At 35.2% G+C, this 15,378-nt stretch carries 13 protein-coding genes; 2 read left to right on the top strand and 11 right to left on the bottom strand.

Annotated features, from left to right (window positions below; genetic code table 11):
* Window positions 1–54: 54 nt before the first annotated feature.
* The 6 genes from AAEU33_RS10350 to AAEU33_RS10325 form a co-directional block, all read right to left on the bottom strand.
* Window positions 55–693, bottom strand: coding sequence for a hypothetical protein (locus tag AAEU33_RS10350; RefSeq protein ID WP_345992497.1), 639 nt, complete (start codon window positions 691–693; stop codon window positions 55–57).
* 3 nt (window positions 694–696) lie between these two features.
* A complete protein-coding gene (locus AAEU33_RS10345; protein WP_345992495.1) occupies window positions 697–1,137 on the bottom strand; it encodes a hypothetical protein in 441 nt (146 codons plus the stop codon).
* A 124-nt stretch (window positions 1,138–1,261) separates the two neighbouring features.
* Window positions 1,262–2,608: an alpha-amylase family glycosyl hydrolase gene (locus AAEU33_RS10340; RefSeq protein WP_345992493.1), complete on the bottom strand. Its 1,347-nt coding sequence runs from the start codon at window positions 2,606–2,608 to the stop codon at window positions 1,262–1,264.
* 175 nt (window positions 2,609–2,783) lie between these two features.
* Window positions 2,784–3,380, bottom strand: a complete 597-nt coding sequence (locus AAEU33_RS10335) for a hypothetical protein (RefSeq protein ID WP_172279762.1) — start codon at window positions 3,378–3,380, stop codon at window positions 2,784–2,786.
* Between the two features lie 133 nt (window positions 3,381–3,513).
* Window positions 3,514–4,545: an ATP-binding protein gene (locus AAEU33_RS10330; RefSeq protein ID WP_172279764.1), complete on the bottom strand. Its 1,032-nt coding sequence runs from the start codon at window positions 4,543–4,545 to the stop codon at window positions 3,514–3,516.
* 45 nt (window positions 4,546–4,590) lie between these two features.
* Window positions 4,591–5,268 (bottom strand): response regulator transcription factor, encoded by a 678-nt coding sequence (locus AAEU33_RS10325; protein ID WP_172279766.1) that lies wholly within the window; start codon window positions 5,266–5,268, stop codon window positions 4,591–4,593.
* Between the two features lie 187 nt (window positions 5,269–5,455).
* Here AAEU33_RS10325 and AAEU33_RS10320 point away from each other — a divergent pair, with 187 nt between their 5' ends.
* Window positions 5,456–8,092 (top strand): TonB-dependent receptor plug domain-containing protein, encoded by a 2,637-nt coding sequence (locus tag AAEU33_RS10320; protein ID WP_345992491.1) that lies wholly within the window; start codon window positions 5,456–5,458, stop codon window positions 8,090–8,092.
* 35 nt (window positions 8,093–8,127) lie between these two features.
* Window positions 8,128–9,327: a hypothetical protein gene (locus AAEU33_RS10315; protein ID WP_345992489.1), complete on the top strand. Its 1,200-nt coding sequence runs from the start codon at window positions 8,128–8,130 to the stop codon at window positions 9,325–9,327.
* 197 nt (window positions 9,328–9,524) lie between these two features.
* Here the strand turns inward: AAEU33_RS10315 and AAEU33_RS10310 are convergent, their stop codons facing one another.
* The 5 genes from AAEU33_RS10310 to hemL all read right to left on the bottom strand — a co-directional run bounded on the left by AAEU33_RS10310 (window position 9,525) and on the right by hemL (window position 15,373).
* Window positions 9,525–10,049 (bottom strand): hypothetical protein, encoded by a 525-nt coding sequence (locus AAEU33_RS10310; protein ID WP_345992487.1) that lies wholly within the window; start codon window positions 10,047–10,049, stop codon window positions 9,525–9,527.
* 285 nt (window positions 10,050–10,334) lie between these two features.
* Window positions 10,335–11,576 (bottom strand): amidohydrolase, encoded by a 1,242-nt coding sequence (locus tag AAEU33_RS10305; protein ID WP_345992485.1) that lies wholly within the window; start codon window positions 11,574–11,576, stop codon window positions 10,335–10,337.
* Between the two features lie 81 nt (window positions 11,577–11,657).
* Entirely contained in the window at window positions 11,658–12,503 is an 846-nt protein-coding gene (locus AAEU33_RS10300; protein ID WP_345992483.1) for a helix-turn-helix transcriptional regulator, read from the bottom strand.
* Window positions 12,504–12,563: 60 nt separating this feature from the next.
* The gene (locus AAEU33_RS10295; RefSeq protein WP_345992481.1) at window positions 12,564–13,898 is read right to left on the bottom strand and encodes an amidohydrolase; all 1,335 of its coding nucleotides are present in this window, start codon (window positions 13,896–13,898) and stop codon (window positions 12,564–12,566) included.
* 191 nt (window positions 13,899–14,089) lie between these two features.
* Complete coding sequence (hemL, locus tag AAEU33_RS10290; RefSeq protein WP_345992479.1) at window positions 14,090–15,373, bottom strand: glutamate-1-semialdehyde 2,1-aminomutase; 1,284 nt, start codon at window positions 15,371–15,373, stop codon at window positions 14,090–14,092.
* Window positions 15,374–15,378 lie beyond the last annotated feature (5 nt).

The following is a 15,378-nucleotide window of genomic DNA, read 5'->3' as shown; positions in this document are numbered from 1 at the left end:
TACGATTCCCAGATCTCATGACAGGAAATCAATTTTCAGCCATTCAATAAGTAATTAACGTATAACTACTGCAACATCCTTTGTGTTTCCCTCTACTGATTTGACTTTTCCAAATTTTTTCTTTTCCATTATGGTATCATTCCAATAATCCAGAGTGACATTTCCAAATTTTATAAGTTTTTTATACTTACTCTGATCTATAATTTCTTTTCCACCAAAGTCTATTGATATATCTCCAATTGACTTTAATTTTCCAAACTTACTATCATCTATAATATCATGATCCCAATAATCTATAGACAGATTTCCTATCTTTTTTACCTTTCCGTTCTTTTCCTGATCAAAACGATCCCAGTAATCTATAGCAATATCTCCAATATTTTTTACTTTGCCATCTTTATCTGTATCAAATTGATCATAATAGTCAACTTTAGAATTTCCTATCTTTTTTATTTTCCCCATTTTCTCCCGGTCGAAATATTGATCATCATAATAGTCGATATTCCCATTTGAAATGGAATTAAATCCTGCAATTGATCCGTCATCATTAATGGTAATAATTATATCCCCCATTGTAATATCCACAGATATGAGATCATAGGATTTCCCCGAAACGTTAGCTCTTACCTGCGCCAGCAATAAAGAATTTGACATCAGGAATAAAAAGCCGAATAGAATGTATTTTAGTTTCATAGCTTACCAGATATTTTCAATCGTTTGATGAACATTATTGATCTCAAACTTCTCTGCTATTTTCTTGCCAAACATTGCTTTTACTAATGGAGATTCAGCAGAAACGGTCATGATCTTCTGATTTTCAAATGTAATTTCTCCAATTGAAACCGAAACATAAAACAATCCCTTACTCGTTTTTATTAATGCTCCATTTTGAACTTTAAAAGATGATTCCGTAACTATTTTTTGAATCAGAGCCTGTTGATTCAACACTTCATTGAGCTGCCTTTGAAGATGATTAATTTCCTGTTGCAACATCTCACGGCCAGTTTCATATTTATCTCCCATGGAGCTTTTAGTATCATTATTTGAAGCGCGGGTTTCCGCAATCAACAATTCAAATTTTTGCGCTCTTTCTGAAAGTTTTTCCTTAATAATATATAGTAGTCCTTCTTTATTCATATGAATTAAATGCCGTTATCCGAATTGAAAAGCGGGCCTTGGCCCGCCTCTGTAAGTATATTTTTTTTTAAATATAATAAAAATGTTCTTAGATTTTAAGCCAGAATCTCAGAGGCTCTGGTCTTCATTTTTCAAAAACCACATAATCAGAAACTTTAAAATTAAAATCTTTTCCTGTGGTGAAATCCCTTTTTGTACCATCAAAAACGTTTCGGAAAACTCCGGACAGATTTTCATCTTGGATGCTGAAACTTACATCTTCTTTAGACATATTCAATACAACAAGAACTTCATCTTTACCATTTTTCCTGACATACGCTAAAATTTTGTCATTGGCAGTTGTATTTAAAAGATAAGTTGTTACATGAGTGTCTCCACCTCTTAAGGCAGGATTTGAAGATTTCAAAGCCAGTAAGGTCTTATAAAAATCTGCCACCTGATAATTGGCAGTCCACTCAATAGGATCTTTTTCAAAGAATTCCAATCGTTTCATATTAGGTAATTCCTGTCCGGAATATAACAACGGAACTCCATTCCAGGTCGATGAAAAAACAGCCATAGGCTTTGTGATCACACCATACTTTTCATATTCTGTCCCGTTCCATGAGTTTTCATCATGATTGGTCGTGAACCATGCTCTCATTGAAGCATCTCCAATGTTGGAATATTTCAATAATAAATCTTTCAGATCTTGTAATGACAGGTTCTTTTTATAATAATCTTCAGATTTATGCATCCAGGTCCACGAGTAACTTGCGTCAAAAATTTTCCCGTATTCTGGATTCTCCAATTCGTCAAATTCGCCTAACCAGAAAAGAGGCTTTAGGGTCTCTACCTCAGGACGGGCCTGCTGCCAGAAATCAACCTCAACCCATGAAGCAAGATCGCACCTGAAACCATCAATATTAGTTTCTTTAACCCAGAACTTCATTGCACCAATCATTTCCTTACGCATCTCCTGATTCTTATAATCAAGTTCGATAATATCATCCATTCCCGATGCAATATGGAATTTTCCATCCGGATCTTTTAAATAAAATTCAGGATGTGTTTTTGTCCAGACATGGTCCCAACCGGTATGGTTCGCCACCCAGTCGATGATTACCTTAAATCCTAATCTGTGGGCTTCATTTACCATGTGCTTAAAATCATCAAGTGTCCCAAATTCAGGATTAACAGACGTATAATCTGCAGCAGCATATGGACTTCCCAAGCTTCCTTTTTTATTTTGCTGAGCAATCGGCGTAACCGGCATAAACCAAAGAACTTTTATTCCCATAGACTTTAAACGGGGCATCTCTTTTTCAAAAGCTCTAAAAGTCCCTTCTTGTGTATATTGCCTTACATTGACTTCATAAATATTTGCAGAGTGTTTCCAATCTTTAGGTAAATCCATAGTCTTATTTGTATTTTGTACAGCACAGGAAACAATTCCCAAGCCAATAATTGCCAAAAAAATTAATTTTTTCATTAATTCCGGTTTTAACAAAAGTAAGGATTGTTTTATGATTAAAAGAGGAAAGATAGAACGTAAAAAGGGTTAAAAGCAAATTTAATTCTAGCTTTTCGGCATTTCCGCCTGGCATAATTTACAAAAAAGCCCCGGACATCAATCCAGGGCTCTATATTTTTTATTGTGTTACCAATTATCTTTCATCATCGTTGTCATCATCTTCATCGAATACATCGTCATTGTAGTCTTCTTCTTCCTCATCATCAAAACTGTCGTCTTCATCGGAAAAATTACCTCCGCTTTCGAAATCGTCATCAAAATTAAATTCATCATCGATAAGAGGCATTGCAGATTTCTTTTTAGATCCACCCCCGTTTCCGCTCTTGCTTGGAGCTTTTAACGGAACGTTTCCAAATCTGTATACTGTTATAGGATAATTAACTCCTTTGGTTTCCTCGATTACTTCAATTAATTCACAGAAGAATTCCCAAAGATCCAGAAGTCCATATTGAAACTGAGCTTTATTTCCTACACTTGCAAAAGCTTCATCAATATAAACATCTGACATAATTTCCCCATCACCGTCATCACTCATATCTTCTAATGGAACACTTTTTACTATCGTACCATCTTCTTCCAATAAATTAAAAGTGGAAAGTTCATCTCCCTGCAAGCTGAACGCACTCTTAATTCCCAGATGTAAATTCCATAGTGTCTGTTTTCCCTTCACTTCGATATCACGGAAAATATCTTCTTTCGCATCTAATATTACGCGGATCTTGTAAACCATATCAGTCTTTAAATTACTTTTTGCCTTTATTTATTATGATAAATTTCTGTTGCAAATATATAATAAATGACATGTCACAAAAAAATATTTCAAGATTTTTTAAAATATTTTTTTTCCTTACATTTTGCCCAGATTATTTACTTTTTTCAAGCATAAAACTGAATTTTGTACCTTCAAGGTACACGCTTTCAACTGTAATATTTTCTTTATGAGCTTCCAGAATATGCTTTACAATAGCCAAACCTAATCCGGAGCCTCCTTCTCTACGATTCCGGCTGGTTTCTACGCGGTAAAACCGCTCAAATATTCTCGGAAGAATTTCTGACTTGATTCCCATACCGTTGTCGATAACTTCAATTAAAACTTTATTCTTAAGGACGCTGGTTTTCACTACAACCTTTGCTTCCTGCCTGTTAGCATAGTGAATAGCATTAGAGATCAAATTGATAAAAACCTGTGAGATTTTTTGTTTATCAGCTTCCACAAAGATCTGGGGATGCAGTGTCTGAATTTGTAATGTAGTATTGTGCTTTTCTGCTTCAAGATCAAGCAGATCAAAAACTTCTTTGATTAACAGATTAACATCAAATCTCGAAACCGTAAGATTGATCTCTCCGGCCTCAAGCCTGTTGATCATATCCAGATCGGTAACAATAGCAATCAGTCTTTCTACGGATATATCTATTCTTTCAAGATATTTATCGCGAATGGTCAGGTTATCTACTCCCCCATCCCTCAACGTTTCTACATATCCCTGAATTGAAAACAATGGAGTCTTAAGCTCATGAGAAACATTTCCTATGTATTCTTTACGATAGCTTTCCATTTCCTTCATCATATCAATCTCAGAAACTTTTTGCTGATTGAGATCTGAAAATCTCTCTCCTAATTCTTTAATGGTAATATTCTCGTCATTGGTATTTACAATTTCCTGTGGCAGGAGCTGGGAAAGCCCACGAACCTGTTTTTTACCATAGTAATTGAACAGCAGTTCAAGAACGAGGTAGTTCACAATAAATATAACAACGAGACATATGATCAGCCCTATTTTAAAAAATGGTGTTTTATAATAAATATCCTTCAGCGAATCAAAGATGATCACCAATAGAAACATCACCAATGTGATAAGACATGATGCTACAAGAGTAAGCCTGTAAAATTTCAATTTTACAAATTTTTATGGTTATAAGGTAAAGGTAGGCTATTTCGATTAAACGATCAGTTTATACCCTATTCCTTTTAAAGTCTGAATGGTATTAATTCCTAATTTCTCTCTTAATCTTCTGATATGAACATCAATGGTTCTTTCTCCCACAATCACATCATTTCCCCAGACTTTCTCAAGAATTTCTTCTCTTTTGAAAACTTTTTCCGTATTGGAGGCTAAAAGATACAGCAGATCAAATTCTTTCTTAGGAAGTAAAAACTGCTGCCCACTTTTAGAAACCCTGAAGTTATCTTTATCAATAATCAAGTCTCCAATTTCAATTAGCTTAGCATTGTCTGACACCTGAGATGTTAGCTGTAACAGAGCATTTACTTTAGAAATAAGGATTTTCGGTTTGATCAGCTTTACAATATAATCATTGGCTCCGGCCTGGAAACCTGCTAACTGAGAAAACTCTTCACTTCTTGCAGAAAGGAATACAATCAATGATTTTTGAAGTTCCTTTACCTTTCGAAGTTCCTGACAAGTTTCGATACCATCTTTTTCAGGCATCATTACGTCTAGTAAAATTAGATCCGGAACAATTTCTTTGGCTTTTTCTATTCCTTCGTTACCATTGGTAGCGGTATAAATGTCGTAGCCTTCCTTTTCTAAATTGTAAGACAGAATCTCTAAAATATCGAGTTCATCGTCTATTAAGAGTATTTTCTTTTGGTTCATTTTCAATTTTTACGTGTCAAAGTTAATAATTTTTGTACCATAGAATAACAAATCATCCATCGTTCATATAAAGTTAACAATTATATTGTTTTGTTAATGTTTAGTTAAGGAAAAATTAAATTTTAATAAACCATTAAGACCGATAAACTTTTATTCCTTTGCAGCGAAAGAATATAGTAAAAATAAAATGAATTTTAGAAAAGCTAGTATAGCGGTTATCTTTTTAACCGCCTCATCGACTGCGTTTTACGCTCAAGATACCAGGCAGGACACCATCAAGAAAGAGAAGAAAATCGAAGGTGTTGTCATCCAGGGAAGTAGCAATAAAAAAACTGAAACTGCTGTATTAGGAGAACAGAAAAAAGCAATTATCCAGAAGCAGGCTGTAAGTGCTGAGGAAATTTCCAGAAAGGGAATCTCTAACGTAGAACAAGGCCTTACAAAGGTAACCGGAATTACTACAGTGGAAGGACGAGGGCTTTTCGTAAGAGGTCTGGAGGAAAGATATAATTATCTTTTAATTAACGGTCTTGGCTCTCCTTCCAATAACCCGTTCCAAAAAATCATTGCATTAAAGCAATTCCCAACCGACGTTGTGGGTAAACTCAATATCTACAAAACATTCAACTCTAATCTTTACGGAGATTTCGCCGGAGCTACTTTTGATATCGAAACTTTAACGATTGATAAAGCTTTTTCGAAAATTGAATTCGGAATTGGGATCAATACTTTAAGTACTTTTAAAGATGGATTCAAAATTTCTGAAGGAGCGAATGATTTTAATGGCTACTTAGGACTCAATTCAAATGATAAAAAGTTGCCTTCAGCAATTAGAAACTCTCGACCAAATAACTATAGATTTTCATCAAATGAATCACTATCTCAATTCAAAGACAGCTGGAATGTAGATAATGTAAAGGCTTTACCAAATACAAGTATTGGTTTTACAACCGTACAAAAAATGAAGGCCGGCGAAACAGGTAATTTAGGCATACTATTCTCGTTAAATCAAAGTTCAGAATATTCTTACAAGGAAGGAGCAAAAAATCAGTTTAAAGATTTTGGAGGAGTAATCAACCTGAATAATGACTTGCAAAGAAAACAGTACAACTATGAACTAGAATCTTCAGCATTGCTAGGTCTTGGATATAAAAATAAAGGAACAGCAATTAACTTAAATGCAATGTATCTTCAAAATGTAAATAACATTGTTGAAGATTACTATGGATACAAAAACAATCAAGTTCAAAATAAAGAGACTGGTTTTTTCCGTACGAATCAACAGGATTTATCAAGATTCTTAAACCTTCAATTAACTGCTTCACAAAAATTAGGTGATAGACACCAACTGAAAGCTGGAGGAAGTTATGTAATAAATAATTACCAACAACCGGACAGAAAAATTTTGGAAGGGAGCCGTTTAGGTACTGATGGGAAAAATTTGCCTGATAATCAACTTCTCTTAGCCTATGGAGGAAACAATATCATCCGTCAATATCTCGATGTAAATTCAAGATTCTATGGTTCAGCGTATGGAGAATATTCTGTTTTCTTAGGAGAGAAGGGAGATAAAAAAGATTATCCAATGCAATTATCAATTGGGTACAATGGTTTCGCTGATCTTAGAAAAACATCTTACCGATTTCTCTTTGGAAAGCCAAACGGTACGGCAGGGCAAACTTTCTTAATTGATAAAGATAGACCTCAAGATAAATTTAATCAAGACTTAGCTAATAACTTATTTTATTTTCAAGAGGAATCTGATGTATCTAAGTTTTTTACCAGTATGTATCAGTTTGTAAATGCAGGATATATTAATTTTAACTATAAACCTTCGGAAACTTGGGACTTTTTATTAGGAGCTCGTTATGAAAATGACATGACTTTGATTCGTTTTTCGCAACAAGGAGCAGCTAATAAAGAAAATAAGGAAAAAATAAGAGATTTATTTCTGCCTTCAGTTTCTATCAAAAAAGCACTTAACAATAAAAATAATCTAAGGTTTGCGTTCAGTAAAACAGTAACAAGACCTGTTCTTATTGAAACAATGGATATTGATTATATCAACCCTGACAATGAAACCATTAGAGGTAATCCAAACATTGAAAACAGCACCAACTATAACTTTGATTTAAAATGGGAATATTTCCCTAGTAATAAGGAAATGTTTGCTGTAAACTTATTTGCAAAAAGAATAAACAATGCCATTGAAAGGTCTTTTGTTTCTTCAGGAGACGCAAATGGTGTAACCGTTACTTTTTATAATGCAAAAAAGGCCGATCTCGCTGGAATCGAGCTTGAGGGAATTATGAGCTTGGGAAGAATCTCAGACGCACTTGATAAGTTTACTTTAGGAGCAAATGCAACGTTTATGTACACTGATGTTGAAAGAAGTGAAAATCAGTTAAAGCTTGAACAGCCTAATCCAAATTACTACAAAGGGGGATTACATAAGAGAGGACTTCAGGGAGCTTCTCCATATACCATCAATGCCGATTTAAAATATGAGATTAAAACTAAAAATAATCTTAGTAGAACATTCTCTCTAGTATATAATGTTTCAGGATCGAAAATATATGCTGTTGGTACTTCTGGAGCAGATAATTATTATGAAAAACCATTTCATCAATTAGACTTTGTATATCAGGAACAGATTACCAAAAACTGGAATGTAAAAGCAGGGGTTCAAAACATTCTCAACAACCGATACAGAATTTTGCTTGGAGATAAGAGCTATTACAATGTTGAAGCTAACGGAATCAACACATATACAGACTACTTCAGAGGAGTAAATTTCAACCTTACTGTAGGGTATACATTTTAAAACAAACTTTTAATAAATAATAAATCATATATAAAATGAAAAGAAGATTTTTATCATTATTATCGCTAACACTTGTATTAGCAACAGCCTTAAACTCATGTACTATAGAAGTAAATGATGGATTAGGAGATGAAATAGTTAGTCCTAACCCTGGCACGACAGTACTTACAGGTACAATCAATAAAGACACTACTTTTAAAAAAGGAAATTATACCCTAAAAGGTATTGTAAAAGTAACTGGTGGAGCGACTTTAACAATTGAAGCAGGTGCTAATTTCACAGTTGATACTTCTGATAATAGTAGCTTAGTTATTCTTCAAGATGGAAAAATCAATGCTGTTGGTACAGCTAACGAACCAATCGTATTTACAACCACTACAAAAACACCAGGTGATTGGGGTGGAATTACACTATACGGAAATGCTCCTATAAAAGCTATAAACGGAACAACAAGTGCACAATCGGAAGATGGAAATGCTGTGTATTATGGTGGAAATGATGCTAATTCAAACTCTGGTACAATGAAATTTGTTCGTGTAGAATATGCAGGTAAAAAAATTGGTGATGGTACATCAGAAACCAATTCTATGACTTTCTACGCTGTAGGAGCTGGAACTACTTTGGAAAATCTTGTTACTTATAAAGGAACTGATGACGGATATGAATTTTTTGGAGGAACAGTAAGTGCTAAAAACATTGTATCTTATGGTAATTACGATGACTCTTTTGACTGGCAAGATGCTTGGAGCGGACAAAACAACACTAATTGGTATGCATTCCAGACAGGAGTTGGTAACTTTGGAATGGAAATCGAATCATCTGGTAACGTAGACAATACAGCTCCAAAAATTTCTAATATCACGTTAATTAGAGCTGCAAATACAAATCCTGAAGTACCAAACTCAGCAGAAATTTCAGCAATACAGTTCAAAAAGCAGGGAACGGGAATCTTTAGTAATGTTTATATCAGTGGATATAAAAATGTTGGTGCCCAAAAAGCGTACGCTGTTCTTATTCAGGATGCTGCTACGGAAAACAGTCAGGTAAACAATAATAAGGTAAAAGTAGAACCTCTTACTTATTTAAACTCTGACAATGCAGGAGTTTGGGGATATGCATATAATCCAAACGGTGAAAAAACTTTCACAAACGCAACAACAGTTACAAAAGTTACATTGGTACCAGGAGCTTGGGCTACGGTAGATGGTGTTAACCTTTTAGCTGGATTACAATAAGCAAGTAATAGTTTCTCATATCACATTAAAAGCCATCAGAGAGTTTTCTGATGGCTTTTTTAATTTATTACACAAAATAGGCATTGAAAATCTTCAATACCTTTTATATAATTCTGTTTTCTAGGAAATCACAAAGATATATCCTAACATGTTTAAATTAGTAAAGTTTGGTCATAGTTAATTAGTTTCGTTGTTGATCAGATCGTAAAAAAATCTTTTGGAATTACTTCTTTCATTTCCTTTGTCTTGAGCAGTCTGTTTTGTCCATAATGCTCTATGGCAATCACCTTCTTCAAATCACTTTTAGTAATTTTAGGTTCCAGAAGTAAGGAGTAAAATTTTGCAATGTCTACCCTTAAACTTTCAGTCTCTATGCTGTATTTTTCTTCACCCGACTTAAGACATTGATCAAATAATTTTAGCAGCTGATGAAAATGAATCAATTCTTCTTTTGAAAGAGTCGTTTTTTTGTTGAAAAGCTTAAATTTACCTTTACTGTTCCTGGTCTCTTCCTGGGCAGGAAAGTCGTTAAAATCCCCATCGGGAACTTTCAACTTAATCTTCAGATAGCTAATCATTTGTTCAGGGGATATTCTTTCCTGATAGTAATCGTGGAGTTCTTTAAGGGAAGTCCACCTGCTTCTATCAAGTGATAAATCCACTTGCCGCAGAAAAGCATAGAAGAAAAGAATTTGTTTGTAATCTACTTCTAATTCATTCATAATATACAGTAATTTATAAGGGCTTTCCCCCTATTAGTAATAATGTTGGGAAAGTAAAAAAATAGTTTTTCGTAAAAATATTTGTGTGTAAGGTGTGTATTGTATACTGCAAAAGTACACGGTAATGACAATGCGAATTTATTTCATTATTAAATAATAAACATATATTCTTATGTAAAATTAATATTAAAATTACCTTAACTGTATTTTTTTCAACATAAAATAAAAACACCAAAGTAAATTACAATGGTGCCTGGTTACAAAAACAAGTATTAAAAAATTATATTAAAACTCTTTCCAGAGTAAATGATCCTGGATCAGTAATCCCTCTATTTTAGGGACTCTTGCTACAGCTTCTGCAGAACAGCTCGCATTTAAAAAGACAGCATTTGCCTGGTCTCCTGCTTTTGGCCACTGCATTTCTCCTTTTTCATTTAGAGGAAAAACATTTCTCGTCGCAAATCCTAAAGTCCTTGAAAGTTCAAATTCTGTCTCATATCCATATAACTCAGCAATCAAATTAGCCTTCTGAAGCATATTTCCGGATCCGAAAGTGCTCCAGTGATCCTGGACATTATCATTTCCTACCAGAATATTCACTCCATATTTTTTGAGCGCTGGAACAGGCATAATTGTTCCTCTAAAAGGAATAGAAGAGGCTATTCCCACCTTAGCATTCGCAAGTCTTTCAGCGATTTCATTTGTTTCCTTCGAAGATAAATGCCCCAGGGTAAAAGCATGGCTGATGAAAGTTTTTTCCTTAAGAATCGGATTTTCAATAACCTTATCGATCAGATAATTGATGGTTTTCATCCCCGATTCACCTATTTCATGCAAATGAATATCAATTCCTTTCTCATAATCCAGCGCCAGCTGAACAGTGAAATCAATTACCTTTTCAATATTCCCATCAATTGAATAAGGGTCTAAACCACCTATAAAGCTCACACTTTTTAAGGCAGCCGCTTCTTTCATCAGGTGAGCCGAATCGGTATAATACAATCCATGTTGAGGGAAAGCCACCAGTTCAGCACTGAAAAGATCTTTTTTATGTTCTAATGCTTTTTCTAAGTTTTCCAGGGATTGTAATCCTGAAGTAGGATCGACATTAAAATGAGTCCTCGCAAAAGTGGTTCCGTAAGACTGCAATAAAGAGATCAGCTCTCCTCCTCTTTCAACCGATGTCTTTAAAAGCTCAGGAATGATTTCCTGTTCATAAGCAATCATGTCTTTCACTGTTTTTCTTTTCGGCGATATTGCCTGCCATGGAAGCCCATATAAAGTTTTGTCCAGATGGATATGCATGTCACTAAATGCAGGGAGCATCAGTTTGCCATTTACATCAATCCCACCGGAATGTGCATCACCAGGTAGGATATTTTTTATTGTTCCTTTTTCAATTTCAACACAAAACAAATCCGTTTTTGTTCTGATAACGTCTTTCTCATCGTAATCGAATCCGGTTTCCAGGCGGACGTTTTTCAACAGATAGTTTCCGGAGGCAATAACCTTATAGTCTGGCTGCATACTTCTCATTTTATGATAACAAAGTTAAGCCCACCATTTCTAAAACAGGTGTACCAATTATATGATGCTTTGTACGGATTATTACTCTTTAAATTGTGAAGGTGTCATTCCGGTTTGAGCCTTGAAAAATTTTGAAAAACTGGCGTGATCATAAAACCCAAGATCATATACAATATCTTTTACAGACATTGCAGACACTTTCAACAGACGCTTGGCCTCAAGCAAAATGCGATCCTGGATCAACGAGGAAGCCGATCTGTTCAGGTTCTTTCTACATATTATATTTAAATAGTTGGCAGAGATATTTAATTTTTCCGCATAAAAAGAAACTGAACGTTCTTCTTTAAAATATTGGTCAATAAATGACAAAAATTTAGAAATTACGGGATTGGAATTAAAAATTTCAAAATCATTAAAAGCTCCTTCTACTGATTTACTGATCAGCAAACCAATCACTTCTCCTCTTTTTTGAATCAGTTCCCAAAATACAGGCTTATTATTTAAAGAATCTTTAATAGCCTTAAATTCGTACAAGAGCTGCTGAAAGATTTCCTCAGAGACATCAATCACGGGATGATTCTGATAATAAGATGCTGAAAACCGTAATACCGGAAGAAAATTCTCAAACCACTCACGGCTGATCATCAGCTGATATCCTATTGTCTCTTTCTCTATTACCCATTGATGGACCTGTCCGGGAAAAACCAGGTGAATCTGACTATTTTCAACTTTGTACTCCACAAAATCAATCGTATGAAAACCTTTACCTATTTCAAAAAGGTTAATAATGAAAAAATCATGCTTATGAGGCTCATCGATTGATCTTTCACCATGCAACTCATTAAACAGCAGATGACAACCTTTTGACTGGTCCTCACTGAATTCATGAATACCTAAGACGGGAAAATAATCTGACTGATGGCTCATTCCGCTTTTAATTTACTCTCTAAAATAAGTAAATTCTGCCAGAATAGATCATAACCTTTATCAAAAAACAATCGTGCCCTGATGAACGAGAGATTCGATAAGGGAAATTCTTGAAACCGCCTCAGCAGAACAGCTCGCATTTACAAACACCATATTGGCATCATCCCCCTTTTTAGGCCATTGCTGATTTCCTTTATCATCCAGCGGAAGTACATTTCCTGTTGCCAGTTTTAAACTCCTTGATAGTAAAAATTCTGTTGAATATCCATACAATTGCGCCATCAGATTTGCTTTCTGCAATACGCTTCCTGAGCCGAAAGTATTCCAGTGATCAACAATACTGTCATTACCAGTCAGAACTGTTACACCATATTGATACAATAATGGAATCGGCATAACAAGGCCTCCGAAAGGAATGGTAGAAACAATTCCTATTTTAGCGGCAGCCAGCTTTTCTGCAATTGCTTCCTGTTTTGGTTTTTCAAGCTTCCCCAAAACAAAGCAGTGGCTCAAATAGGTTCTTCCTTTGAGAGATGGGTTTTCATTCACTTTATTAATAAGATACTCTACTGTTTTTAAGCCGGATTCTCCGGACTCGTGCAAATGAATATCAATTCCTTTGTCGTGATCCAAGGCAAGCTGAACTGTAAAATCAATTGTTTTTTCAATAGCTCCGTCAATCGTATAAGGATCTACCCCTCCTATAAAATCAATATCCATAGCAGCTACTTCTTTAAGATAAGGCACCGAATCCGTATAAAAAACAACATGCTGAGGAAAAGCAACCAACTCCGCTCCAAATGTTTTCTTTTTATTCTCCAATGCTCTTTGAAGGTTTTTCAGGGAATCCAGTTTGGATGTAGGCTCAATATTGACATGGCTTCGCGCAAAAGAAGTTCCTTTAGATTGTAAGAGCTCAATCATTTTTTCTGCTTTAAAAGCTGAATTCTTCAACATTTCCGGAAGTATCTTCTGCTCCAGGGCAATCATTCCCTTTACTCCGCCTGTTCTTTTCCTTACAGCCTGCCAATGATCTCCATAATATGTTTTGTCTAAATGAATATGCATATCTTTAAATGCAGGCAGCATTAAAAATCCCTTTGCATCAATCGCTTTAGCATTAGGCTGGTTTGGAGTAATGCTTTTTATTTTTCCATTTTCTATATCAACACAAAACAGATGGGTCTGCGTAGAAATCACCTCCCCTTCTTGATATTGAAAACCGGTTTCCAACCGAACATTTTTAAAGCTCAGTTTTCCATTACTTAAAGTTTCATTTTCAAAAAGCAGGCTTGCAGCATTCATTGTTCCGGATGTTAATGTTGTTAAACCTGCCATTGCCAAGGCAGAGCTTTTAATGAAGTCTTTACGGGTTATATTGCCTGAGATGTTCATATCCAATCTATTTATTACAAAAATAAATATAACAGAGATGAAGGACAGGTATAGTTTATAACAATGTCTGTACAATTTATTGTGAAACTCATTTTGCGGAAAATTTTATGTATACCGGTATCTGGTGTATTTAAAAACAAAAAGGACAAGATTGATAAATCCTGTCCTTTTTTATTTTTGTTTCTATTGAGTTAAGAATACTCAAATTTCCTTACAGCTTCCAGCGTCATATCGATTTCCTTCTCTTTGATCGCATCACTGATAAAATACGTTTCATAACCGCTTGGCGGAAGGTAAATTCCATTGGTTAGCATTTGATGGAAAAAGTTATTGAACAAGGAATGATTCGCTTCCTGCGCTTCATCAAAGTTTGACACTCTGTTGATATGAAAGAAAACAGACATCATAGAACCTTTTCTGTTGATTTTATGAGCAATCCCTTTTTCATTTAAAATTTTTCCAATTTCAAAATCTAAAGTTTCCGTAGTTCTATTAATTCTTTCAAAAAAGTTCGGATCATTTTTAATCAGCTGAAGTGTTTTTAATCCGGCTCTCATAGCTAAAGGATTTCCGCTCAGTGTTCCAGCCTGATACACTCCTCCTTTCGGAGCCAGGTGATCCATGATCTCATTTCTTCCCGCAAAGGCTCCTACAGGAAGTCCTCCTCCGATTACTTTTCCGTAGGTAACCAGATCTGCTTTTACATTGAACAACTCCTGAGCACCGCCAAAAGCTAATCTGAAGCCGGTCATTACCTCATCAAAAATTAATAAAGCTCCATTTTCATCACAGATTTTTCTTAAATTCTGTAGGAAATTATTTTCAGGTAAAACACATCCCATATTTCCGGCAACCGGTTCTATGATTACGGCAGCTATTTCTCCCTGGTTATGACGGAACAGATCTTCTACCTGCTCAAAATCATTGTAGCGGGCCAAAAGAGTATCTTTAGCAGTTCCCTGAGTTACACCGGGTGAATTTGGGTTACCAAAAGTAGCAGCTCCACTTCCGGCTTTGATCAAAAATGAATCTGAATGTCCGTGATAGCATCCTTCAAATTTTACAATCTTATCTCTTCCCGTGTATCCTCTTGCCAGCCTGATTGCACTCATACAAGCTTCAGTTCCGGAAGAAACCATTCTTATCTGATCAATGTTCGGAACATTTTCTACGATGAATTTTGCAATTTCCGTTTCCAGCTCTGTAGGAGCACCAAAGGAAAAACCTTTTTCTGCCTGTAATTTAAGTTCTTCCAATACCTCAGGATGGGTGTGTCCAAGAATAGCGGGTCCCCATGAATTAATGTAATCCACATAGATGTTGTTATCCTCGTCTGTTAGATATGCACCTTTTGCAGACTTCATAAAAACGGGAACACCTCCCACTGATTTGAATGCCCGTACCGGAGAATTTACTCCGCCCGGAATGTATTGATATGCTTCATTGAATAAAGCTGAACTTCTTTGATATCTCATGTTAC

The sequence above is a fragment of the Chryseobacterium sp. Chry.R1 genome (assembly GCF_039645525.1).
GTDB classification, from domain to species: Bacteria; Bacteroidota; Bacteroidia; order Flavobacteriales; family Weeksellaceae; genus Chryseobacterium; species Chryseobacterium proteolyticum.
Note: the sequence above shows the minus strand (reverse complement) of the source record. Positions and strands in the feature narration are given on the sequence as shown.

Excerpts from the sequence above, each read along its gene's own strand:
- AAEU33_RS10350 (WP_345992497.1), bottom strand. The coding sequence starts at position 693 with ATGAAACTAAAATACATTCTATTCGGCTTTTTATTCCTGATGTCAAAT.
- AAEU33_RS10345 (WP_345992495.1), bottom strand. The coding sequence starts at position 1,137 with ATGAATAAAGAAGGACTACTATATATTATTAAGGAAAAACTTTCAGAA.
- AAEU33_RS10340 (WP_345992493.1), bottom strand. The coding sequence starts at position 2,608 with ATGAAAAAATTAATTTTTTTGGCAATTATTGGCTTGGGAATTGTTTCC.
- AAEU33_RS10335 (WP_172279762.1), bottom strand. The coding sequence starts at position 3,380 with ATGGTTTACAAGATCCGCGTAATATTAGATGCGAAAGAAGATATTTTC.
- AAEU33_RS10325 (WP_172279766.1), bottom strand. The coding sequence starts at position 5,268 with ATGAACCAAAAGAAAATACTCTTAATAGACGATGAACTCGATATTTTA.
- AAEU33_RS10320 (WP_345992491.1), top strand. The coding sequence starts at position 5,456 with ATGAATTTTAGAAAAGCTAGTATAGCGGTTATCTTTTTAACCGCCTCA.
- AAEU33_RS10315 (WP_345992489.1), top strand. The coding sequence starts at position 8,128 with ATGAAAAGAAGATTTTTATCATTATTATCGCTAACACTTGTATTAGCA.
- AAEU33_RS10310 (WP_345992487.1), bottom strand. The coding sequence starts at position 10,049 with ATGAATGAATTAGAAGTAGATTACAAACAAATTCTTTTCTTCTATGCT.
- AAEU33_RS10305 (WP_345992485.1), bottom strand. The coding sequence starts at position 11,576 with ATGCAGCCAGACTATAAGGTTATTGCCTCCGGAAACTATCTGTTGAAA.
- AAEU33_RS10300 (WP_345992483.1), bottom strand. The coding sequence starts at position 12,503 with ATGAGCCATCAGTCAGATTATTTTCCCGTCTTAGGTATTCATGAATTC.
- AAEU33_RS10295 (WP_345992481.1), bottom strand. The coding sequence starts at position 13,898 with ATGAACATCTCAGGCAATATAACCCGTAAAGACTTCATTAAAAGCTCT.
- hemL (WP_345992479.1), bottom strand. The coding sequence starts at position 15,373 with ATGAGATATCAAAGAAGTTCAGCTTTATTCAATGAAGCATATCAATAC.